Source organism: Synechococcus sp. PROS-7-1, from assembly GCF_014279795.1.
GTDB lineage: Bacteria > Cyanobacteriota > Cyanobacteriia > PCC-6307 > Cyanobiaceae > Synechococcus_C.
In genome coordinates this window covers 749,680-769,931 of the sequence record NZ_CP047945.1, presented here as the reverse complement: position 1 = coordinate 769,931, position 20,252 = coordinate 749,680, and the positions used below count along the sequence as shown (strand labels likewise).

Sequence of the window (20,252 nt, the reverse complement as noted above, 5' to 3'; positions counted from 1 at the left end):
TTCATGACATCCACCAATTTCGATCCACGCATCCTCAAGGCGCCACACCCCGTGCCCGGTGCCCCAGACAACTGGAAGCGCTTTTTCAGCTTCAACACCGATGCCAAGGTGATTGGCATTCAGTACATCGCCACCTCGTTGCTTTTCCTGCTTGTTGGCGGGCTCCTGGCGATGGTGATGCGGGGTGAACTGATCACTCCACCAGCTGATCTGGTCGACCCCACCGTCTACAACGGTCTCTACACAATGCACGGAACAGTGATGCTGTTCCTCTTTCTTTTCCCGGTTCTGAATGGTCTCAACAATCTGTTGATTCCCACGATGATCGGTGCTCCCGACATGGCCTTTCCTCGGCTCAATGCTGCAGCGTTCTGGCTTGTGCCAGTGTTCGCTTTGCTCCTGATGGGAAGCTTCTTCATCCCCGGTGGACCGGCTCAGGCTGGCTGGTGGTCCTACCCACCGATCAGCATCCAGAATCCTCTCAACAACTTCGTGAATGGGGAACAACTCTGGTTGCTTGCAGTAGCCCTCTCTGGTGTGTCATCCATCTTTGGAGCGATCAATTTCGTCACCACAATCATCAGGATGCGTGCCCCAGGCATGGGCTTCTTCAAAATGCCTCTGTATTGCTGGACAGCATGGGGAGCCCAGACGATTCAGCTGATCGGTCTTCCAGCGCTTACTGGCGGCGCCATCATGTTGCTGTTTGATCTGAGTTTTGGAACAAGCTTTTTCCGTCCCGAAGGCGGCGGAGATCCTGTTCTTTACCAGCACTTCTTCTGGTTCTATTCACACCCCGCGGTGTATGTGATGGTGCTGCCTGTATTCGGCATCTTCTCTGAAGTCTTCACCTGCTACGCGCGCAAACCGCTGTTTGGCTACAAGTTTGTGGCTTTGGCCTCATTTGGAATCGTGTTTCTGTCACTGATCGTGTGGGTTCACCACATGTTCTATACCGGTACCCCGAACTGGATGCGCGTCCTCTTCATGTTCACCACCATGACCATCGCAGTCCCTACCGGGGTGAAGGTCTTTGCATGGGTGGCCACGCTTTGGGGAGGAAAGCTTCGTCTGACCACTCCCATGCTCTTCTGCCTGGGCGGACTGCTGAATTTTATTTTCGCTGGCATCACTGGCGTGATGCTTGGAACCATACCCATCGATATCCACGTGGGGAACACTTACTTTGTGGTAGCACACTTCCACTATGTGATCTTCAACGCCATTGTTTTAGGCGTGTTCGCCGCCGTATATCACTGGTTCCCGAAATTTACTGGTCACATGTATTACGAAGGTCTGGGAAAGGTTCACTTTGCCCTCACCTTTATTGGATGCACTCTCAACTGGTTGCCGCTCCACTGGGCGGGCTTGCTCGGCATGCCCAGACGGGTCGCGTCCTACGACCCTGAATTCGCCATTTGGAATGTACTCGCCAGCATCGGCGCCTTCCTTCTGGGAGTTGCCTCGATTCCCTTCATTCTGAACATGGTGAGCTCCTGGGCACGAGGTCCTAAAGCGCCCCCAAATCCATGGGGAGCCATCGGCTTGGAATGGCTTCTGCCGTCACCACCTCCGGCAGAGAACTTTGAGGACGATGTTCCAACCGTTCTCAACAACCCCTATGGCTACGGGCTGCATGAGCCCTTTGTGGCCGACGAGGAGTTTTACATCCGACGCGCCCAGGAGGCCTGACTCATGACCAGCTTGGATTCATCCCAACAACTCAATCACACGCCGGGTCACATCAAGCATTCCGGCCACAACCTTACGGGGTTTATCATTTTCCTCTGCTCCGAAAGCATCATCTTTCTGGCATTTTTTGCAGGATTTACGCTGTTTAAAATTACGTCCCCTGAATGGCTTCCTCCAGGCGTAGAGGGCCTGGAAGTGAGGATGCCGCTCATCAACACAATTGTGCTGGTGAGCTCGAGCTTTGTGGCCTACTTTGCCGAGCGCTACCTCCACAAAGGCAACTTGTGGGGCTTCCGAATCGTGTGGTTCATCACGATGCTGATGGGCGCTTATTTTGTTTATGGACAATACGTTGAATGGTCAAGCCTGGAATTCGGACTTGGCAGCGGTGTATTCGGAGGAACTTTTTACCTCCTAACTGGATTCCATGGGTTGCATGTGATTACTGGCATTGGTCTGATGGGGTTGATGCTGTTTCACTCCTTCCGCCCGGGAAACTACGAAAAAGGAGACATGGGCGTCACTGCTGTGAGCCTGTTCTGGCACTTTGTGGATGTCATCTGGATCATCCTTTTTGTGCTGATTTACGTGTGGCAGCGCACAAACTGATTTCGCTGCATCAACCGGTTTCAACACGACACTTCCGCCATGATCATCGACGATCGCCACTACGACATCATCGTCATCGGCAGCGGCGCCGGGGGCGGAACCCTGGCTGGAGCTCTGAGCCGACAAGGACGACGTGTGCTCCTGCTTGAACGCGGGGAAGCCATGGCCCTGAGTGATCAGAACGTGGCCGATGTTGATCTCTTTCGCAAAGACCGTTACCACCCACGCAACGAACGTTGGTTCGGACCGGACGGCGACCCAATCGCCCCACAAACTACCTACGCCTTAGGGGGTAACACCAAGATCTGGGGAGCCGTTCTCGAGCGCATGCGCGAGAAGGACTTCGACGATCTCCCTCTTCAGGACGGCATTTCGCCGCGCTGGCCCTTCAGTTACCAACACCTGGCCCCCTATTACGACCAGGCCGAAAGTCTGTATCAAGTGCATGGACAATCGGGCGTGGACCCCACGGAGCCTGCTCGCAGCGGTGACTTCGGCCATGCACCAAAACCGTTGATGCCCTTTCTTGAGCCCCTGCGGGAAGGTCTCAAGCGTCAAGGTTGTCAGCCCTATGACCTGCCCTTGAGCTGGTCGAGCAGCCAAGAAGACCCCAGCGGGGACTCCCAGCTGTACGGACTGGACAACGCCGATCCCGAGAAGCTGGAGGTGCGGTCAATGGCCCGGGTGATGCGACTCCACGTGAATCCAAGTGGTCGCGAGGTGAAAGCGGTGGAAGCCGATGTCGCCGGTGAAAGCTGGTTGTTCTCAGCGGATGTAGTTGTGCTTGCGGCTGGAGCGATCAATACGCCTGCGATCTTGCTGCGCTCCAGCAGTGAAAAGCACCCCCGAGGCCTCAACAACGGGTCTGATCAGGTGGGCCGCAATCTGATGAATCTTCAGCTCACCTCGATTCTCCAGCTGGCAGCTGAACCGAACAACGGTCGCTATGCGCGATCACTGGGCGTGAATGACTACTACTGGGGGGATAAGAATGTGAGCTTCCCCCTTGGTCACATCCAAGCTGCCGGGGGTGTTTTGCAGGATGCGCTGTTTGCCGAATCACCACCGGTGCTCTCTCTTGTGAGCAAATTGATCCCTGATTTCGGCTTGGAGCGCCTGGCATCCCGTTCCGTGGCCTGGTGGGCCATGACGGAAGTGCTTCCCGACCCCCACAACAAAGTGTGGTTGAACAATGATCAGATCCGCATTAATTACTTGCATAACAATCGCGAAGCCCACGATCGCCTTGTCTATCGATGGATTGACACCTTGACGGCCGTCGAATCCGATCCCATCACCCAGGTGGTGACCAAAGCTCCAACACACCCCCGCGGTGAAGCGCCACTGAGCGTGGTGGGCTACGCCTGCGGTACATGCCGCATGGGCGAAGATCCCGCTGCATCGGTGGTCGATGGCGATGGCCGTTGCCACGAGCTCGACAACCTCTACATCGCTGATTCCAGCGTGTTTCCGAGCTGCCCAAGCGTCGGCCCTGGACTCACCACCATCGCCTTAGCACTACGCATGGCTGCAGCCCTCAAGCAACGCTTCGATGGCTAACGGGGCAGCAAGAATGCCCGAATCTTGCCGATTGGTCCGCTCGCATTGTCGTCATGGATCACCGCACCAGTAATTAAGCCGCCTGCGATGAGTGCATTGGGAATGATCCTTGATGCCAAGCGCGCTTCCAACTCTCCATTCACTTCCTCTTCCGAATACAAGCTGAGCACGGTCATCACTTCCCGATCATCCATGCCGTAGCGCACCAGTGGCGTTAGCAAAGCATCAGGAAGAAATCCCTGTCCCCCGTAACCGAAGCGGTGCTGAATGGCATGAAAAAACTCATGGCGGGCCACTTCGCCTAGGGACCGCTTCCCTTGCATCGCAACATCAGGGCAGAGGCTCACTTGCTGACGATCCGGATCGAAGCTCCCTAGGTAATGCGCTGTGGCCTCACAACCTTCCCCCCCATGCACTGTGGTGACACCTGCAAACGACGCGAGAAGCACGAGCACAAATAACGGCATCCATCATTAACAATCTCTTAACCGCCATTCTTACGGGTCTTAACCCTGTTCTCAAGTAGGAATTGCTACTCAATTAAGGATCGACGGACGATCCACACCGCCTGATCACTGGCGCGAAGCAGGAACTGCGTGTCTGCCGATGTGATCACAAGCGCGTTCAACTGCAACGTGGTTCGTGGGCTGAAGGCCTCGAGCGGCACCTCTCGCACCTCAGAGTCATCAGGAAATGCACCCAACCCATCAGGCCAGCTGTTCACAGGATCACCGGTCTCCCATAAGGAACTGACCTGCTCAACATCCAGAGGTGCTAACACCGCCACCGTGTTTTGGCGTGCCGCCCCACGTTGCCCATCGGGGCGATTCGCTCCATCACCCTGATCGGCTTTCTTTCCTGGTTGGCACTCTGGATCCTTCTTCCCCTCGGACAGGTCATCCAGAAGATCCGGAGCGGGAGGCGGTGGCAGGGTATTGCTTAGGTTCAGGCCAACCGCGGCCACAGAGCGGCTCTGTGCCACGCGCCGACTCAAACGCACAAGTTCTCGGGAATTGTCGACAACCTTTGGAGGCTTGGGTTCCTCCGTCGTCCGCGTTGCCAGCACCGTGCTGGTTCCAATCACGGCAGCATGACCGGCGATCGCGATTGCCACTGGCAGGGCAACGACGGCGAGCCTCTCAGGAGCGTGTCGCCGCAGGGAGTTGAAGATCCACATCGAGAGAGCTGGAGTCGAAGAACGGAATCAGGTCCTGCACCACTCCCCAGGAAACCTGAGGAGCCAGGGAGAGGCGGAGACGCGTGTCCGGATCAAGACGATTCAGGCGAGCGAGCAGAGCCGGGATCATCGATCGCTCAATCGGCTGGTTCCATAGACGCAGACCACCATCGGCAGCGAGGTGGATCACGATCACGCCCTCAGTGGCTGGCCGCTGTTGCCTCCACTGGGGGAGAAGCAAAACCGCCGTCGCACCAAGGGTGAGACAAAAGGAGACCACGGAACAGCCGAGAGCTCGACGCTGGGCAAGAGGAAGATTCATGGGGCGATCACTTCCGGAACAGCCTGCAAACGCACCGGGATCGAGGACTGGCGTCTGAGCCAGGCAAGGTCGGAGGCGACTGCCGATGCCGGCAAGGCACTGGAGGGAAGTAACAGCAGCTCATCCGGTCCGCCTTCACGCTGATCGAGCTGCCTGCTGAGCAAGGCAGCTGACATGGGTTGTCCATTGAGGTACCAACTGCCTCCAAGGGATCGAACCACCAGCCAACGCGTCCGCGCAGAAGCGCCTGAGATGTTGCGCTGCCTTGTTGGGGGTGTCTGCTGAACAACCAAAGGAAGGGATGCGAGGAACGTCATCAGAGTCAGCACAACGGCACCGAACGAAAGAACGAGAGGCATCAGATCTGGCCGGAACGGCGTTCCAGACAACGATCGGAAAAGGCATCGAGAACCACTTGGGCGCGCAGACGATTGAGGCGTTGCACCAAAAGAGCCAAAACCGCGATCAAAAGGCCGAGGACTGTGCCAATGAGCACCTGGCCATAACCGGCGATCAGGTCTCCTCCCTGGGAGGGAAGCGTGAGTCCGGGGCCAAGCGCTTGGAGCAACTGCATCAGGCCAATCACCGAGGCCAGCAGCCCAAGGAGAGGCCCCAGAACCATGCAAAGCTCCAATGCTCCATCCCAACGACAGAGCTGGCGCTCGAGTCGCGCCACAAGCAACTGCTGACGCAGTGATGCTTCCGATGGCTTGAGTTGCGCGAGTTCAAGCAGTGAATGCTCCGAGTTGACACGATCGCCGCGGCCCCATTGCCACCAGAAGCGCAACCGCTCGACTCCCATCGATGCAACAGCGACGGAGACCAGCATCAGAGGCACGATCAGCACGCCTCCACGACGCAGAGCCTCGAGAGTCAGCACCGCATGACACAACGAACTCTGCGCAAATTAAAGGGTCTTCCGAGGCCCCGCAGTGGCGCCGAAGCTTGACAGCAATGTCCTGAAGATCACGAAGCCATGGTGACAAATTCCTCTGACACGGTGGGATGGAGAGCCATGGTGCGATCAAAGTCGGCTTTGGTGGCTCCCATCCCCACGGCAATCGCGGCCATCTGAATGATTTCAGCGGCATGCTCTCCCACCATGTGACAGCCCAGCACCTTGTCCGTGCCGGCCTCAATGACCAGCTTGAGCAGAGTTCGAGGACCACGCTTTGGAAGTGCCTGGTCCATGGAGCGGAACCGCGCCCTGTGGATCACCACAGCATCAGCGCCCAATCGGCTGATCGCGGCTTCTTCAGAAAGGCCGACGGTGGCCAGCTCGGGCTGACTGAACACCGCACTCGCCACAAGGTCATGATTCACCTGGCGCGGCCGGCCACCGAACTGTGTATCAGCAAAGGCTCTGCCCTCATCCACAGCCACAGGGGTGAGGCAGATGCGATCAGTCACATCGCCCACAGCAAAAATATGGGAAACACTGGTGCGCTGGTCAGCGTCCACCGTCAGCTTCCTGCCCTCACTCCTGAGTCCGGCGGCTTCAAGATTCAATCCCTGCAGAAAAGGCTGACGCCCGGTTGCCAGGAGCACGCCTCCGGCCTGGATCCGCTCGCCTTGATCCGTCACCAGAACCAGATCGCCGGGCGAGCCCTCAATGGCTGCAGGACTGGTGGAGAAACGCAGATCCACTCCCTTCTCCACCATGCCCTCCTGCACAGCTGCAGCGAGTTCCCGATCGAAACCACGCAGCAGACCATCTCTCCTCACCAGCTGGGTGACGGCGATGCCAAGTCCTCGGAGGATGCAGGCGAACTCGCAGGCAATGAAACCAGCACCCACCACCACAACATGCTCGGGAAAGCGCTCAAGCAGGAACATGTCGTCACTCACCCAGCCCAGCTCTGCCCCTGGGATCGAGGGGCGCAGGGGACGTCCTCCTACAGCGATGAGAACGCGTCCTGCCGTCAGAGAGTGCTCGACATCGCCTCCAGGCTTAGAGGAAACAGCGATGCGGTGAGCATCTTGAAAACGACCCCAGCCTTGAACCAGGGTCACTCCCGCTTTCTCGAGGAGGCTCACATGCAAAGTATTTAATCGATCCACCTCAGCCCGCACCGCTTGAAGAAGCACAGAGGTGTTGATCGTGGCTGGGGGCACATCAACGCCGTAGCTCGGTGCATCAGCTAAGTGCTCTGAAACTTTGGAGCCATACACAAGCAGTTTCTTCGGCACACACCCACGGATGACACAGGTCCCCCCAACTTTGTCGCCCTCCACAAGAGCGACGCGTGCACCATGGGCCGAAGCTCGCTTGGCAGCGGCAAGACCACCTGAGCCGGCGCCGATCACAACGAGATCAAAAACCTGGTCCATCAACACGTTCCGTCTCAGATCATTCTGATCGGGTGCTCGCCTTGATCCCCACGAAGTGATGTGCGCCGGAATACGGCATGGACGTAAAGGCTTGATTATGGTCTGAGTAAGACCCAAGCCAGGGTTGTTTCATATCTGCCCTAGACACCATGAGCTCGAAGCGTTTTCGCAGAGTCCACCCCCCGGACAGCTTTCCTCTGCAGGCTGATCAGCGCCGCGAATTGGTCATGATCATCACCAAAGACGACATGAAGCAGAGACTCAAAGAACTCGCTCGGGGGGGTGAGCGTGATGACTGTCTCGCCTTGATGCGCGAACTTGGAGACTGGCAAGGCAGTTCCAGCCCAGCTGAAGTGCTTTTCGCCCCCCATCTCTGGAGAACCGAGCGCTGATCGCTGATGCGACTGATTCCCTCCGTTCTGGCGACCACGCTGATGCTGGCTCCCCTGCCCGCAAGCGCATTGGAAATCAATGGCCAGACAAGCTTCGTCGCAGTGCCGACCAAGGCTCGATTAGTGAATTACAGGTGGTACGCCTTTGAAGGGGGTGCGATTTACTACGTGGTTCTCGACTTTCCAGAAGGAGCCGACGCTGGACTTGGTGGTATCAGCCTTGAACAGATCAGGGGCGTTCAGCCCGCCTTCTTTTACGGGGCGATCCCGGTGAAAGCGTTTATCGGCACTCCGCGCCGAGAAGGCCAAGCCATTCCCGCCGTTGCTGAATTCAGCAATCAAGCACGCACCGTCAATGTCCAATTCAAAGAACCTGTCCCCCCAGGAAACACGGTGACCGTTGCCTTCAAGGCTGGAACCAATCCACCTTCAGACCTTTACACCTTCACGCTGGCTGCGATTCCTTTCGGGCCGAATCCCATCCCGCAAGTTGTCGGGGTTGTACAAATGGATATCCTCAACGCCAATTGAGCCATTGCTGCGCATAGGGTGGTTTTGCTGAGTTAGGGGGTTTCCTGCAACTTCCTCAATACGACTCCATACCTGATTACGACAGCGACCACGATCTTTTCGAGGTGAGGGTCAACGACCTTCAGCCCACGCAGATGTGCATTGGGCTCTCAGAAGTGTGGAGCCGACAGCAGGATTTCCAGACCCAAAGTCCGAAAGACAAACGTCGCTATCTTCGCGGAAAACCAGTCCCACTGGTTCGCAACCGTCTGGGGCAGCTCTGGATGGTGGATCGCCACCACAGGCTGCGGGCTCTTCTCGAACTTGACCGGTCCGTCGCCTGCTTCGGCTACGTGATTGCCGAGATTGAAAGCGAATCAAGGGAGTCAGCGCTCGAGGCGCTTCAGAAGCGCGGCTGGCTCTATCTCTTTGATGCTCGAGGCAATGGGCCCAAGCCTGCCGTGGACCTTCCCCACAGCCTCCTCGGTCTTCAAGACGATCCCTATCGGAGCCTGGTATGGAAACTGAAGAAAGAAGGCGTGATCAAACCACAACCCCTGATCCCTTATCACGAGTTCCGCTGGGGGCGTTGGCTGCGCACCAGGCCTTTACCTCCCTTCAGCTCCGCCCGACTGGGGCCAGCGTTGCCTGCCGCACGATGCCTGGCCCGCTCTGAAGCAGCGCGTCATCTCGCTGGTTGGAAAGGAGGCGCCTGTTAACGCTTCCGGCGGGAATCAATCTGAAGAAGATCCTTCACTTTCTGCACCTGACTAGCCAGTTGCGGATCACTGGACAATTTTTTCTCGATCTGTTCAATGGCATACATCACCGTTGTGTGATCTTTACCTCCAAAGGTGTCACCGATTCGTGGAAGGCTGAGGCCTGTCCCTTGTCGCATCAGGAACATTCCCACCTGCCGGGCCTGGCTGACTGCCCGTCGGCGGCTGCTGCTCCGCATGTCATCAACACTGACTCCGAACACCTCGGAGACCTTGTCGATGACCTGTTGCGGGGTCACCTCAACACCTTGTCCGCTGGGATCAAGCATTGGGGCCACGGATTCAACCGTCATCGGCATGCCCGTGATGGACGCGAAAGCGACAGCCCGAGTGAGTGCCCCTTCCAGCTCCCGGATGTTGGACGTAAAACGACCAGAGATGTACTGAATGAGGTCTCGGGGCAGTGCCACACGCTCCTGTTCTGCTTTCTTCTGCAGGATGGCCATCCGGGTTTCCAAATCCGGTGCCTGGATATCGGCAATCAGCCCCATGGAAAACCTGGAGATCAAACGCTCCTGAAGCCTGGGAATTTGACTTGGGGGTCGGTCACTAGCAATCACAATCTGACGACCCGCTTCATGAAGAGCGTTGAAGGTATGAAAAAACTCTTCCTGCGTATATTCCTTGCCCTCGATGAACTGAATGTCATCCACCAAGATCAGATCAGCAGCTCGATAGCGGTCGCGAAACGCCTGCATTCCGTCTCGTCGGATCGCAACGATTAGATCATTCGTAAAGGTTTCGGTGGAGACATAAAAGACCCTCGCCTCAGGATCGATTTCAAGCCTGTAATGGCCGATGGCTTGCATCAGATGGGTCTTCCCAAGGCCAACACCGCCGCAGATGAACAGTGGATTGAATTCGCGTCCTGGTGCTTCAGCGACGGCCAGAGCCGCTGCATGGGCCATCCGGCTGTTCGGCCCCACAACGAATCGGTTGAACACATAGCGCATGTTCAAACCGGGAAGACGGCGTGGTGCCTTGGGAGCCGTGGTCACCGTCTCGGCGGAAGGCGGCGACGGTGCGGACTCTGCAGTCGCTGCAGGCCTCCGGGTGGTAGGGCTTTCCGCCCGGGGCTCAACGTCACGAGCCTCAACCATCACCACCACTGAACGACCGACAATCTCACCAGCGACATCAGCGATCGTGCCGGCGTAATTCTTTCGAAGCCAGTTGCTCGCAAAGCTGTTGGGCGCGAGCAGGGTGAGCGTTCCGTCCTTGAAAGTGCTGCACTGGGCCGGCCTGATCCAGGTCTCAAAGGTGGGTTTGCTGAGGTTGCTCTGAAGGGTCTGCTGAACCTTGCTCCAAAGTTCACTTCCCGTCAGCTCCACACCCCTCCGGCCTTGCGGAGCTGAATCTACGCACTCTCCGTCGAGCAATCCGTCTTTAATGAGGCACTGAGCACAACATCCCCTCTCATGGCTTCCGCCATCAAGCGTCCCCGACAGCCAATCTTGCCCGCGCTGAGCCTTGGCCTCCTGAGCGCGAGTCTCAGCAGTTGCGATGGGTCCTGGCGGCAGCGCATCGGTCTTGAGAAGGAACCTGTCGCCCAGCCCATGCCGGAGGTGAGTGACGGGCCGCGATCAGCGCCGCTGAAACCCGGAGACAACGTGATCGTGGAAGCGGTGGACCGTGTGGGACCTGCCGTGGTGCGCATCGATACCCTCAAAAGTGTGGCAAGCCCGCTCGGCAACCTGTTCGGAGGCCGGGCACCCATCCAGAAGCAGGCTGGACAAGGATCCGGCTTCATCACCCGATCCGATGGGTTGATCTTCACCAACGCCCACGTGGTGGAGGGTGCTGATCAGGTGTCGGTCACCCTTCCCGATGGACGCAGTTTCAGTGGTCGAGTTCTCGGCGGGGATCCGCTCACGGATGTGGCCGTGGTGCGCGTTGTGGCCGACAAACTCCCAGTGGCTCCTTTGGGGAATTCCAATGATCTCAAGCCTGGGGAGTGGGCGATTGCCATCGGCAACCCCCTGGGACTGAACAACACGGTCACCGCAGGAATCATCAGTGCCGTGGACCGCACCAATGCGGTCGGGGAAGGACAGCGGGTCCCTTACATCCAGACCGATGCAGCCGTGAATCCCGGCAACAGCGGTGGTCCCCTGATCAATGCCTCAGGCCAGGTGATCGGCATCAACACGGCCATCCGGCAGGCACCAGGCGCTGGCTTGAGCTTTGCGATTCCGATCAATCTCGCCAAGAGGATCGCTCAGCAGATCATCAGCACCGGCCAGGCCTCCCATCCCTTCATCGGCGTAAGGCTGCAGAGCCTCACCCCTCAGCTTGCCAAGGAGATCAATGCCACCATCGATCTGTGCAAGGTGCCTGAACTCAACGGGGTGCTTGTGATCGAAGTTGTGGAGAACAGCCCCGCAGCGGAAGCGGGAATCAAGCCGTGCGACCTGATCCGCGACGTGAACGGCACTGAAGTGCAGGACCCATCGCAGGTCCAGCTGGCTGTTGACCGTGGTCGCGTCGGTGAGGAGATGCCAATCGTGGTGGAGCGAGACGGAGAACGCCTCACCCTCAACGTGACACCCGAAGAACTCCCCAGACAGCAATGATCCTTGAGGGTGAAGCCGCTGGCCTGCCCACGCTGGTCGTGATGACCCGCTGGCCTGCCAGCGGGCGCTGCAAGCGACGCCTGGCCGCAACCCTTGGGGATGAATCTGCCGCAAGGATTCAGGCCCGTTTGATCAGTCATACGGTGGCCGTGGCCGCAACCCTCGCCCAATCAGGGGTTCTCGAGGCTCGAATCGCTGTGAGCGGAGCAGGCCAGAAAGCCTGTCGGCGTTGGCTTGCCTCGCAGCAAGGCCTTTCCATCCATGCCCAGAGTCGTGGCGGCTTGGGCAACCGTCTCTGTCATGAAGTGCTCAGGGCTCGAGCTCACCGCTCCTCCACCCCGGTGATCCTGATCGGCACCGATCTGCCGGATCTGCATCAGCAGGACCTGCTGATCGCCATCGACAAACTGAAACGTTCATCCTTGGTGCTTGGACCGTCGCAGGATGGGGGTTACTGGCTTCTGGGGCTGGCTGCAGAGGAGCAGGACCCTCACTGGGCCTTTCACTCCATCCCCTGGGGAACGGATGCTGTCTGCACGCTGACCGTTGAAAGAGCACAGCAGCGGGGGATCACACCGGAGTTGCTGAGCTGGCGCAACGACATCGATACGATCGGCGATCTTCAGGGTTGGCTGGCATGACCCAGGCGATCCCATCCCTGAGTGTGGTGATTCCTTGCCTGAATGAGAGCGAAAGACTGCCGTTGTTGCTGGCGGATCTCCAGCAAGGAACCAGCAATCACGAACTGGTGATCGCTGATGGAGGCAGCATCGATGGCAGTCTTGCGATCGCTCGACTCAGCGGAGCCCACGTGATCGCCGTGGAACCGGCCGGCAGAGGCCATCAGCTTGCCGCAGGCGCCCGCCAGGCATCCGGGACATGGTTGCTGTTTCTCCATGCAGACAGTCGTCTGCCGAAGTCTTGGGCTGAACGCATCCGTTCGGTTCTGCTCTCACCGCAGGCAGCAGCATCCGCCTGGTATTTCGATCTCCAGATCCAGCCTGGAACCCCGATGAGGCACCTACTGGCCAAGGCTGTCGCCCTTCGTAGCCGGTGGCTGCAAAGGCCTTATGGAGACCAGGGACTTCTGCTTCACCAGACCCTCTACGCGCGCTCTGGTGGGTTCGCCGATGTCCCCTTGATGGAAGACCTCGACCTGGTGGAACGACTGAGCAAGATCGCAAGCTTGCGTCCTCTGCACACCCCCTTGATCACCGATGGCCGTCGCTGGGACCGCTGTGGTGTGCTCCGGCGCAGCTTGCAGAACTTCAAGCTCAAACGGAGATGGAAACAAGGTGTTTCCCTGGAAACGCTGGCCCGCGACTACTACGCGTCTTAGTTGGCGTACCAAAAGCCACAACGATGACCGCCGGGCTCCAGGTCCCAGCCCAGCCGTTGGTAGAACGGCAACACACCTGGATCCGCGAACAGGGTGGCGCGCTCTGTGCCCATCGTGCGCAAGCAATCGAGGATGTAATCCATGAGCTGCTTACCGAGGCCTGCCCCCTGATAAAGGGGATGCACGGCCACATCCCAGATGGTGGCCTCAAGCACCCCATCACCAGTGCAGCGGGCAAATCCAATCAATCGGGGAATCCGCGCGTCATGACGCCACAGACCAACCCGCAGAAGGCTGTGATCAAGGGCCTTGCGAACCCTGCGCACAGGCCGACGGCTCCAACCCACCGCTTCCAGAAGCTGCTCCAGCTCCACGAGATCGAAAGTCCGGTGCTGACTGAACACCAGAGTCAGCTGCTCGTTGGGAGACGTGCACAGCTTGGCTTGTTCGCCATACATGGCCTGCAGAGTTTCTGGCGTGAGGGAGGAACCGCTGATCACCTGCAAGTGCTGCTTTGGTGTGATCTTGACGCACCGGAGGCCGAGAAGACGGCAGGCTGGTCTCGCCTTTGACGCTCTGATGAACGACGCTCCCCTGCTGATCGCCGTGCATGGCTGGATGCTGAGCCGACAGGTCTGGGAACCATTTGTGCAGACCTGGGAACAGCGGGGCATCCCTGTCAGCTTGTGGTGTCCGGACCTGCCTGGATTTGGAGACTGCGTTCGCTTCAAGGCGCTTCTGCCCACGCTGGCGGCCTATGGACGTTGGTTGGCCGCTCAGGCTCTGGAGCGAGCAGCAGGTCGGCCATTCATCCTCATGGGTCATTCCCTTGGAGGGAGCGTGGTGCTGCACGCGGAAGCCGCACTGCGCAGGGACGCCGAGCCAGGCTTGCGTGGCCTCGTTTGCGTGGCAGCGGGGGGAGGCATTTATCAGCCCAAACCGTTCCGGCAACTGCGCTCGATCGGACGACGCGTGATTGACCTACGACCGGACGTGCTCAAGAGACTGCCTCCTCCTTTGGGACGCTTGGGTCCGGTACGGGCCGAGAGTCGCGCTGCCCGGGGGCTTCTTGTGAACAGCACCAGCAGGGGAGCTGTTCGCCAACTACCAGGGATGGTGGCACGGCTTTCAGTGAACAGCCTCTGGATCGGTGGGGAGCGTGATCAGGTGATGGAGCCGGGTTATGTCCGCCACCTGGCCGGGTACAGCCCTGGTCACGACTACCGTGAGATTGCGAACTGCGGGCATCTGCCGATGCAGGAGCAACCCGAGGAGTTGTGCACTGTGATCGAAACTTGGTTGGTCGATCAGAGCCTGGCCAGACCACGTTCCTGAAGATCGGCCAGTTCGGCATACAACCCCCCTTGGGCTCGAAGCTGGAGATGGCTTCCCTGCTCGATCAGGCGACCACGGCGTAACACCAGAATCCGGTCTGCCGCTTCCACAGTGGCCAAACGGTGCGCGATCACCACAGCCGTTCGTCGTTCCAAAAGCCGATCCAGATCACGTTGCAGGGTGGCTTCGGTGGAAGGGTCGAGAAACGCAGTGGCTTCATCCATCACCAACACCGTGGGATTGCGAATGGCGACCCGTGCAACTGCCAAGAGCTGCCTCTCTCCTGAGCTGAGATTTCCACCCCTTTCCCGGAGTTCTGTGTCGAGTCCATCCGGTAGGCGATTGAGAAGACCAGTGAGACCGAGATCCCTGCAGATGTCCTCCAGCTTCTGATCGTCGATGGTCTGATCAAGCCGCAGGTTGTCGGCGATGCTGCCGCTGAAGAGAAAGGTGTCCTGCAGAACCACTCCGAGCTGATGACGCAAATCGGAAAGAGAGAGGCTGCGGATGTCTTCGCCATCCAGCAGGATCCTCCCCCGCTGGGGTTCATAAAGACGGCAAAGCAAACGGATCACCGTCGTCTTCCCGGAACCGGTTGGGCCGACCAACGCAACATGCTCCCCGGGTGCAATGCGGAAACTGAGGTCTTCAAGGATCGGTTCGTCAGGGCGATAAGCGAAATGCACGTTGTCGAAAATCACTTCCCCTCGTTGCGCTTGGATGAGTTGAAGTGGCTTGGTGTTGGTGGATTGCTGAACGCCATCCGCAGAGATTGGTTGCTTCTGGATCTCGAGGGGCTCCTCGAGCAACTCACCGATGCGCTCCACAGCCGTCAGCCCACCCTGGATCTGAGTGAAACGTTCAGCCATCTGGCGAAGGGGATCGAACAGACGCTGTGAGTAGAGGATGAATGTGGTGAGCGTGCCCAGCCCCATCGCCCCTGCTGTGACCATCCATCCCCCCAGAGCGAGAACGATTGCGACCGCGCCGAGCGACACCCATTCCAGAAATGCGGAAATGCTGCTGTCGTAAAAAATCGTTCCATTCACAGCCTTTCTGTACGCCAAACCAGTGGTTTCAAAACGGGCACCATTGAAAGCTTCCCGCCTGTACATCTGCACCACTTCCAGCCCCTGAAGATTTTCCTGAAATTCAGCATTCAGCTGGGAGAGTTCTTCTCGCACTCTGTAATTCGCCTTGCGGTAGCGACGCTGAAGCCAGAGGATGAAAAGAGTGACCGGAACTTGTGTGACGAGGAGAAGCAATCCGAGTCGCCACTCAATCAGCAGCATGGAGATGGCGATCACCGTGAGTGACACCAGATCTCCGAGCACACCCACAGCACCACTGCCGAACACTTCAGCCAGAGCGTCGACGTCACTGGTCAGCCTGGTGAGAAGCTTTCCAACTGGCATTCGGTCATGGAATCGGAGCGATAAATCCATGGCATGAGCAAACAAATCACGCCGGATCCGCGCCGTCAGACGCTGCCCCACAGTTTGAATATTGAACGATTGGTACCCCTGCAGAGCGAGGCGCAGCAACACTGATAACAACAGCGTGCCGATGATCAGGCGGATCGCCATCGTGCTGTCCAACGCTTGAAGAGCCGGAAGAACCGACTCATTCGTGGCACCAGCCACGGTGCGAAGCACTGAAATCGCCTGACCGACGAGGAGAGGTTGGATGGCTCCAGCCAAAGCCAATGGCACCAACAACGTCAGTGTGAGCAGGAGACGGCCTCGGTCACGTCCGAGATAACGGCCCAGCCGGCGGATTCGTTGCAGATCTGATCCCGCCATCAGCTCACACCCACCGCATCTTGCGGAGAGCGCTGCATGGTGTCGATGATGCCTTGAAGCTCTCCCTGATCCAGTCGCAGAGCAAGCGGATGACCGACAAGCCGAGCGGTCGTATGAAACAGATCCTCGATGGCCACCAGACCGTTGTCACGCAATGTGCGCCCGGTGGCCACAAGGTCAACGATGGCTTCAGCAATGCCAGTGATCGGGCCTAGTTCCACAGAACCCGTGAGATGAACAAGCTCAACGGGAAGATCAATGGAATCAAAGTACTGACGCGCGCATCGAGTGAACTTGCTGGCCACCCTGCAATGCGGAGGGAGATCCGTGGCTCTGGTGTAACCGCTGGTGTCCTTGACAGCCACAGACATCCTGCAGCCTCCGAAGCCAAGATCCACGAGATGGGCCACAGGCATTTGGTGTTCACGAAGCACGTCGTAGCCCACAATTCCAAGCTGGGCTTGCCCGTAAGCCACATAAACAGGCACATCACCGTTGCGCACAAGCAGAGCTCTAGCCCGTCCGCAGGTGGAGGGAACCATCAACTGACGGTTGTCGGGATCAAGAACCGCTGAAAAGTCCAGACCGGCCATTCGGAATCGTTCAACCGAATCCCGCAACAGCGCGCCCTTGGCCAGTGCAACGGTGATCATGGACGTGAGCAACATCTCGGACTTTAACGATGAGCCTGACGCTGGAGAGGGAAGCCATTCAGCCTCTACCTGTCCTGCAGGACAACATCATCTGGATCTGGTCACGGGGATCGGAGGCCGTTGTCGTGGATCCCGCCGTTGCCGAGCCAGTGATTCAGACCCTGCAGGAGCAGCAGCTGACCTTGATCGCTGTCCTTCAGACCCATCACCACGCTGATCACATTGGTGGCACCCCAGGCCTGCTTCATCACTGGCCAAACGCTGCTGTGATCGCCTCAGAACAGGACCGACGCCGAATTCCCTTCCAGACGCAACCTGTCTCTGCCGGGGCACAAATCCAGTTACTGGGCGTGCCCGTGGACGTCATCGATGTGCGGGCCCATACCAGCGCCCATCTCGCCTTTTTCCTTCCAGAGGGATGTTCAGCAACCGAACAAACCCCTGCGCTCTTCTGCGGCGACACCATGTTCAGCGGAGGATGCGGCCGCCTGTTTGAGGGCTCTCCCGACGAGATGCACAGGGCCTTACAGAAATTCGCCGCACTCCCTGATTCCACACGTGTGTACTGCGCCCATGAGTACACAGAGGGCAATCTCCGCTGGGCGCACGCACTCAAACCTGAAGACCAAGCGATCACAGCGCGACTCAGAGAGGTCGTTGAGCTCAGGAGTCAGAAGCAGCTCACTGTCCCGAGCACAATCGCTGAGGAACGTCGGTCCAACCTCTTCCTCCAAGCGCAATCAGCGACAGAACTCGGTCGTTTGCGGCAGCTCAAAGATGATTGGAAAGGCTTCTGAGAGTCTTGCGTTGCGGGTGCAGCAGCACGGTGATACCCGGTTGGAGCTGCAGCTGACAGCGCAGTCCTCGCCCGTAATCTTCGGTGAGCGGTCTGAGAAGGCGAAGCTGACGCTCTCCGCTCTGCACTCTGTAGAGCCAGCCATGGCCAAGGAATTCCCGTCCCATCACGCAGTCCTCACCTGAAGGATCAGGGCGCAGCGCAATGGCTTCTGGAGCAACGAGCACGGTGGCGTTCGCGGGGAGTGATCCTTCCCCAAGGCCTCCGGGATCTTCCAGATCGCCGAGAGGGCAACGCAAACAACCCGCTGAAGGCTCAACCCAAACCGGCAGCACATTGCTCTGCAACACAAAGCGACCGACAAAGGGAGTGGCCGGTGATTCCACAAGCTCTCTTGGGCTGGCGCACTGATGCAGGGAACCATCGCGCAGAACAGCCACGCGATGACAGATCGCCAATGCCTCTTCAGGGTCGTGGGTGACAAGCACTCCGCTGGCATTACAAGCACTCAGCACGGCGGGGAGTTCACTGCGTAACCGCAACCTGACCTCCACATCAAGATTGGAGAACGGTTCATCCAGAAGCACCACCGACGGGGCGGGTGCCAGAGCACGTGCCAGGGCCAAGCGCTGTCGCTGCCCACCCGACAGTTCATGGGGATAGCGCTGCTGGAGCCGCTCAAGGCCGAGCAATTCCAAAAGCCAAGTAGCCCGGCTTGAGTCCTGTCCGCGGCGCAGGCCAAAGCAGGTGTTGTCCCAGGCATTGAGATGCGGGAACAGCGCATAGTCCTGAAACACCATGCCCACACCACGCCGCTCTGGGGCCAGAGATCGCCCTGGGGTCGCCACATCGCGACCGTGGAGGCGCACAACCCCGCGGGTGGGGGTCTCAAAACCGGCAATTAACCGCAACAACGTGGTTTTCCCGCAGCCGGACGGCCCCAACAAGCCCACCAACTCCCCGTTGTGAAGCTTGAGATCAATCCCCTGAAGGGTCCAATCATCAGCGGATCCGCCATAGCGATGCCAGAGGCCATCGATCTCAACGGGCAACGCCCCCATCGGCACGAAACGCGAAGATGCAGTTTCATTGTGAAGCTCGACCATGTCCGCAGCGCCGCTTCAGGCCGTGATCACCGACCAAGCTCCAGCTCCGGTGGGTCCTTATAACCAGGCGGTTCAAGCCAATGGTTGGCTGTACTGCTCCGGGCAGATTCCCCTCGACCCCATCAGCGGAGACATGGTGGGTGGAGGCGATGTGGAAGCAGAAACGCGCCAGGTGCTGAAAAACCTTGATGCTGTGCTGAAAGCAGCAGGCACCGATCCATCCCGAGTCGTGCGCACAACGGTGTACCTGGTGGATCTGAACGATTTCCAAGCGGTCAATGCGATCTATGCCGAACGATTCGGCGATGGGGTCAGTCCTGCCAGAGCCTGCGTCCAGGTGGCTGCATTGCCCAAGGGATCACGAGTCGAGATCGATTGCATTGCCTACGTGGGCTGAACGTCGAGGAGCCCCGACCCATGCGGATCTCAGCATGAAGTGTCGGGGCCAACGCCATGGAAACGCGTCCATCCCTTAGTGCCTTAGCAATCACTCAAGCTGGCTATGGACGCGTTGCTCCATTCCTCTGGACAGGCTGGTCAACAAGCGTCAGAGGGGCTGGTCCCCTGGCTGAATGCACGAGAGGAAGCGACGCAATCGCTTGTGAATCACGGCTGGCAGCGTCTCTATTCAGCGCTCACCCCCCATCGAGCCAGCGTCACCCTGCTTGATCCCAGTGAAAGCCTGCAGATCAGCCTGCAAATTCCCATCGACGATGGGGAGGGCCTTGGAGGTGACTGGGATCTATGGATCGAAGCCTGCAACCGACAGCTCAGCGTCCCCTTGAGACTCTGGCTCGAGGAACAAGGCGTCGAGCGGATGGCATTGTGCCGGTTGAGCGGAATTGGCGAACAGTCGATGGCACAACCGCTCGATCTCAAGGCCATGCTTCAGGTGGCTCGCTGGCTGCAGGACCCGATTGAAACCATCGAAGCGATCGCCAAAGCGCATAGCAGCCAATTGGTCCTTCACCTCGCAGGCCTTGGACCCAACAGCTGACCGACGGTTTCATAGGTTGAGAGTTGCACCCGAGCAACCCTCATGCCCCAGGCCAAGCTGACCATCGGCGAACTGGAAGCGGGTTACCCCTTGTACTGCAAGGCTTTACGAAGACTCCTGAAGGAAGGGCGGGAGGTCAAAGAGATCGAGAGAACCGTGTGCTGGGGACACCTCGAGACTCTCAACCGCTGCCTACCCGGACGCTACAAAGCGCCGTCATACCTGATGGCATTGATCCGGCGGGACCTCGAGCAGGCCAGCCCTACATGACGCTGCACC

25 protein-coding genes are annotated in these 20,252 nt (G+C 58.5%); 14 read left to right on the top strand and 11 right to left on the bottom strand.

The features are described 5' to 3' along the window. Positions 1 to 3 precede the first annotated feature (3 nt). From SynPROS71_RS03985 to SynPROS71_RS03975, 3 genes are read left to right on the top strand one after another with little or no spacing between them, the layout of a single operon-like run. On the top strand, positions 4 to 1,692 hold the full coding sequence (locus SynPROS71_RS03985) for a cbb3-type cytochrome c oxidase subunit I (RefSeq protein WP_186596807.1): 1,689 nt from the start codon (positions 4 to 6) through the stop codon (positions 1,690 to 1,692). 3 nt (positions 1,693 to 1,695) lie between these two features. Further along, positions 1,696 to 2,301, top strand: a complete 606-nt coding sequence (locus tag SynPROS71_RS03980; protein ID WP_186584569.1) for a heme-copper oxidase subunit III — start codon at positions 1,696 to 1,698, stop codon at positions 2,299 to 2,301. 39 nt (positions 2,302 to 2,340) lie between these two features. Continuing rightward, the gene (locus SynPROS71_RS03975) at positions 2,341 to 3,861 is read left to right on the top strand and encodes a GMC oxidoreductase (RefSeq protein WP_186596805.1); all 1,521 of its coding nucleotides are present in this window, start codon (positions 2,341 to 2,343) and stop codon (positions 3,859 to 3,861) included. Here the strand turns inward: SynPROS71_RS03975 and SynPROS71_RS03970 are convergent. The 6 genes from SynPROS71_RS03970 to gorA form a co-directional block, all read right to left on the bottom strand. Continuing rightward, positions 3,858 to 4,328, bottom strand: coding sequence for a hypothetical protein (locus SynPROS71_RS03970; RefSeq protein ID WP_186596804.1), 471 nt, complete (start codon positions 4,326 to 4,328; stop codon positions 3,858 to 3,860). The two genes, SynPROS71_RS03975 and SynPROS71_RS03970, sit on opposite strands and share 4 nt — an antisense overlap. A gap of 65 nt (positions 4,329 to 4,393) precedes the next feature. Next, a complete protein-coding gene (locus SynPROS71_RS03965; RefSeq protein ID WP_186596802.1) occupies positions 4,394 to 5,038 on the bottom strand; it encodes a hypothetical protein in 645 nt (214 codons plus the stop codon). Then, positions 5,001 to 5,360 (bottom strand): hypothetical protein, encoded by a 360-nt coding sequence (locus tag SynPROS71_RS03960; RefSeq protein WP_186596800.1) that lies wholly within the window; start codon positions 5,358 to 5,360, stop codon positions 5,001 to 5,003. Before SynPROS71_RS03960 ends, SynPROS71_RS03965 begins: the two co-directional genes overlap by 38 nt. Then, positions 5,357 to 5,719, bottom strand: a complete 363-nt coding sequence (locus SynPROS71_RS03955) for a hypothetical protein (protein WP_186596798.1) — start codon at positions 5,717 to 5,719, stop codon at positions 5,357 to 5,359. Before SynPROS71_RS03955 ends, SynPROS71_RS03960 begins: the two co-directional genes overlap by 4 nt. Then, on the bottom strand, positions 5,719 to 6,240 hold the full coding sequence (locus tag SynPROS71_RS03950) for a MotA/TolQ/ExbB proton channel family protein (protein WP_186596796.1): 522 nt from the start codon (positions 6,238 to 6,240) through the stop codon (positions 5,719 to 5,721). Before SynPROS71_RS03950 ends, SynPROS71_RS03955 begins: the two co-directional genes overlap by 1 nt. Positions 6,241 to 6,326: 86 nt before the next feature. Then, entirely contained in the window at positions 6,327 to 7,691 is a 1,365-nt protein-coding gene (gene gorA, locus SynPROS71_RS03945) for a glutathione-disulfide reductase (protein ID WP_186596794.1), read from the bottom strand. 227 nt (positions 7,692 to 7,918) lie between these two features. Between gorA and SynPROS71_RS03940 the strand changes: the two genes are divergently transcribed. Genes SynPROS71_RS03940 through SynPROS71_RS03930 form a run of 3 tightly spaced genes read left to right on the top strand, consistent with a single transcriptional unit; the run spans position 7,919 to position 9,312 of the window. Continuing rightward, positions 7,919 to 8,083, top strand: a complete 165-nt coding sequence (locus tag SynPROS71_RS03940; protein WP_255442356.1) for a hypothetical protein — start codon at positions 7,919 to 7,921, stop codon at positions 8,081 to 8,083. 42 nt (positions 8,084 to 8,125) lie between these two features. After that, positions 8,126 to 8,614 carry a DUF2808 domain-containing protein gene (locus SynPROS71_RS03935; protein ID WP_255442355.1) on the top strand — a complete coding sequence of 163 codons (489 nt, stop codon included), beginning with the start codon at positions 8,126 to 8,128 and terminating at the stop codon, positions 8,612 to 8,614. A gap of 44 nt (positions 8,615 to 8,658) precedes the next feature. Beyond that, positions 8,659 to 9,312 carry a ParB-like protein gene (locus SynPROS71_RS03930; RefSeq protein ID WP_186597855.1) on the top strand — a complete coding sequence of 218 codons (654 nt, stop codon included), beginning with the start codon at positions 8,659 to 8,661 and terminating at the stop codon, positions 9,310 to 9,312. Here the strand turns inward: SynPROS71_RS03930 and dnaA are convergent. Continuing rightward, positions 9,309 to 10,703 carry a chromosomal replication initiator protein DnaA gene (gene dnaA, locus SynPROS71_RS03925; protein WP_186596788.1) on the bottom strand — a complete coding sequence of 465 codons (1,395 nt, stop codon included), beginning with the start codon at positions 10,701 to 10,703 and terminating at the stop codon, positions 9,309 to 9,311. The genes SynPROS71_RS03930 and dnaA overlap by 4 nt on opposite strands. A gap of 87 nt (positions 10,704 to 10,790) precedes the next feature. Between dnaA and SynPROS71_RS03920 the strand changes: the two genes are divergently transcribed. The 3 genes from SynPROS71_RS03920 to SynPROS71_RS03910 are packed head-to-tail and all read left to right on the top strand — an operon-like array spanning position 10,791 to position 13,284. Then, entirely contained in the window at positions 10,791 to 11,945 is a 1,155-nt protein-coding gene (locus SynPROS71_RS03920) for a trypsin-like peptidase domain-containing protein (protein WP_186596786.1), read from the top strand. Then, positions 11,942 to 12,586 carry a TIGR04282 family arsenosugar biosynthesis glycosyltransferase gene (locus tag SynPROS71_RS03915; RefSeq protein ID WP_186596784.1) on the top strand — a complete coding sequence of 215 codons (645 nt, stop codon included), beginning with the start codon at positions 11,942 to 11,944 and terminating at the stop codon, positions 12,584 to 12,586. The genes SynPROS71_RS03920 and SynPROS71_RS03915 overlap by 4 nt, the downstream gene beginning before the upstream one ends. After that, the gene (locus tag SynPROS71_RS03910) at positions 12,583 to 13,284 is read left to right on the top strand and encodes a TIGR04283 family arsenosugar biosynthesis glycosyltransferase (protein WP_186596782.1); all 702 of its coding nucleotides are present in this window, start codon (positions 12,583 to 12,585) and stop codon (positions 13,282 to 13,284) included. The genes SynPROS71_RS03915 and SynPROS71_RS03910 overlap by 4 nt, the downstream gene beginning before the upstream one ends. Here SynPROS71_RS03910 and SynPROS71_RS03905 read toward each other — a convergent pair. Beyond that, positions 13,281 to 13,784 carry a GNAT family N-acetyltransferase gene (locus SynPROS71_RS03905; RefSeq protein ID WP_186596780.1) on the bottom strand — a complete coding sequence of 168 codons (504 nt, stop codon included), beginning with the start codon at positions 13,782 to 13,784 and terminating at the stop codon, positions 13,281 to 13,283. The genes SynPROS71_RS03910 and SynPROS71_RS03905 overlap by 4 nt on opposite strands. A 79-nt stretch (positions 13,785 to 13,863) precedes the next feature. On the opposite strand from SynPROS71_RS03905, the gene SynPROS71_RS03900 reads away from it, so the two are divergent. After that, a complete protein-coding gene (locus SynPROS71_RS03900; protein WP_186596778.1) occupies positions 13,864 to 14,619 on the top strand; it encodes an alpha/beta fold hydrolase in 756 nt (251 codons plus the stop codon). Here the strand turns inward: SynPROS71_RS03900 and SynPROS71_RS03895 are convergent. Both SynPROS71_RS03895 and hisG read right to left on the bottom strand, forming a co-directional pair. Beyond that, entirely contained in the window at positions 14,592 to 16,421 is a 1,830-nt protein-coding gene (locus SynPROS71_RS03895) for an ABC transporter ATP-binding protein (protein WP_186596776.1), read from the bottom strand. The two genes, SynPROS71_RS03900 and SynPROS71_RS03895, sit on opposite strands and share 28 nt — an antisense overlap. After that, positions 16,421 to 17,074: an ATP phosphoribosyltransferase gene (gene hisG / locus SynPROS71_RS03890; RefSeq protein WP_186597854.1), complete on the bottom strand. Its 654-nt coding sequence runs from the start codon at positions 17,072 to 17,074 to the stop codon at positions 16,421 to 16,423. The genes SynPROS71_RS03895 and hisG overlap by 1 nt, the downstream gene beginning before the upstream one ends. Before the next feature lie 29 nt (positions 17,075 to 17,103). Between hisG and gloB the strand changes: the two genes are divergently transcribed. Then, positions 17,104 to 17,871, top strand: coding sequence for a hydroxyacylglutathione hydrolase (gene gloB / locus SynPROS71_RS03885; RefSeq protein ID WP_186596774.1), 768 nt, complete (start codon positions 17,104 to 17,106; stop codon positions 17,869 to 17,871). On the opposite strand, the gene SynPROS71_RS03880 is transcribed toward gloB, so the two are convergent. Further along, positions 17,846 to 18,976 (bottom strand): ABC transporter ATP-binding protein, encoded by a 1,131-nt coding sequence (locus tag SynPROS71_RS03880; RefSeq protein WP_186596772.1) that lies wholly within the window; start codon positions 18,974 to 18,976, stop codon positions 17,846 to 17,848. The two genes, gloB and SynPROS71_RS03880, sit on opposite strands and share 26 nt — an antisense overlap. On the opposite strand from SynPROS71_RS03880, the gene SynPROS71_RS03875 reads away from it, so the two are divergent. The 3 genes from SynPROS71_RS03875 to SynPROS71_RS03865 all read left to right on the top strand — a co-directional run bounded on the left by SynPROS71_RS03875 (position 18,975) and on the right by SynPROS71_RS03865 (position 20,243). Next, on the top strand, positions 18,975 to 19,373 hold the full coding sequence (locus SynPROS71_RS03875; protein WP_186596770.1) for a RidA family protein: 399 nt from the start codon (positions 18,975 to 18,977) through the stop codon (positions 19,371 to 19,373). The two genes, SynPROS71_RS03880 and SynPROS71_RS03875, sit on opposite strands and share 2 nt — an antisense overlap. A 105-nt stretch (positions 19,374 to 19,478) precedes the next feature. Then, complete coding sequence (locus SynPROS71_RS03870; protein ID WP_186596768.1) at positions 19,479 to 19,973, top strand: hypothetical protein; 495 nt, start codon at positions 19,479 to 19,481, stop codon at positions 19,971 to 19,973. 42 nt (positions 19,974 to 20,015) lie between these two features. Then, positions 20,016 to 20,243, top strand: coding sequence for a DUF3136 domain-containing protein (locus SynPROS71_RS03865; protein ID WP_186584491.1), 228 nt, complete (start codon positions 20,016 to 20,018; stop codon positions 20,241 to 20,243). Positions 20,244 to 20,252 lie beyond the last annotated feature (9 nt).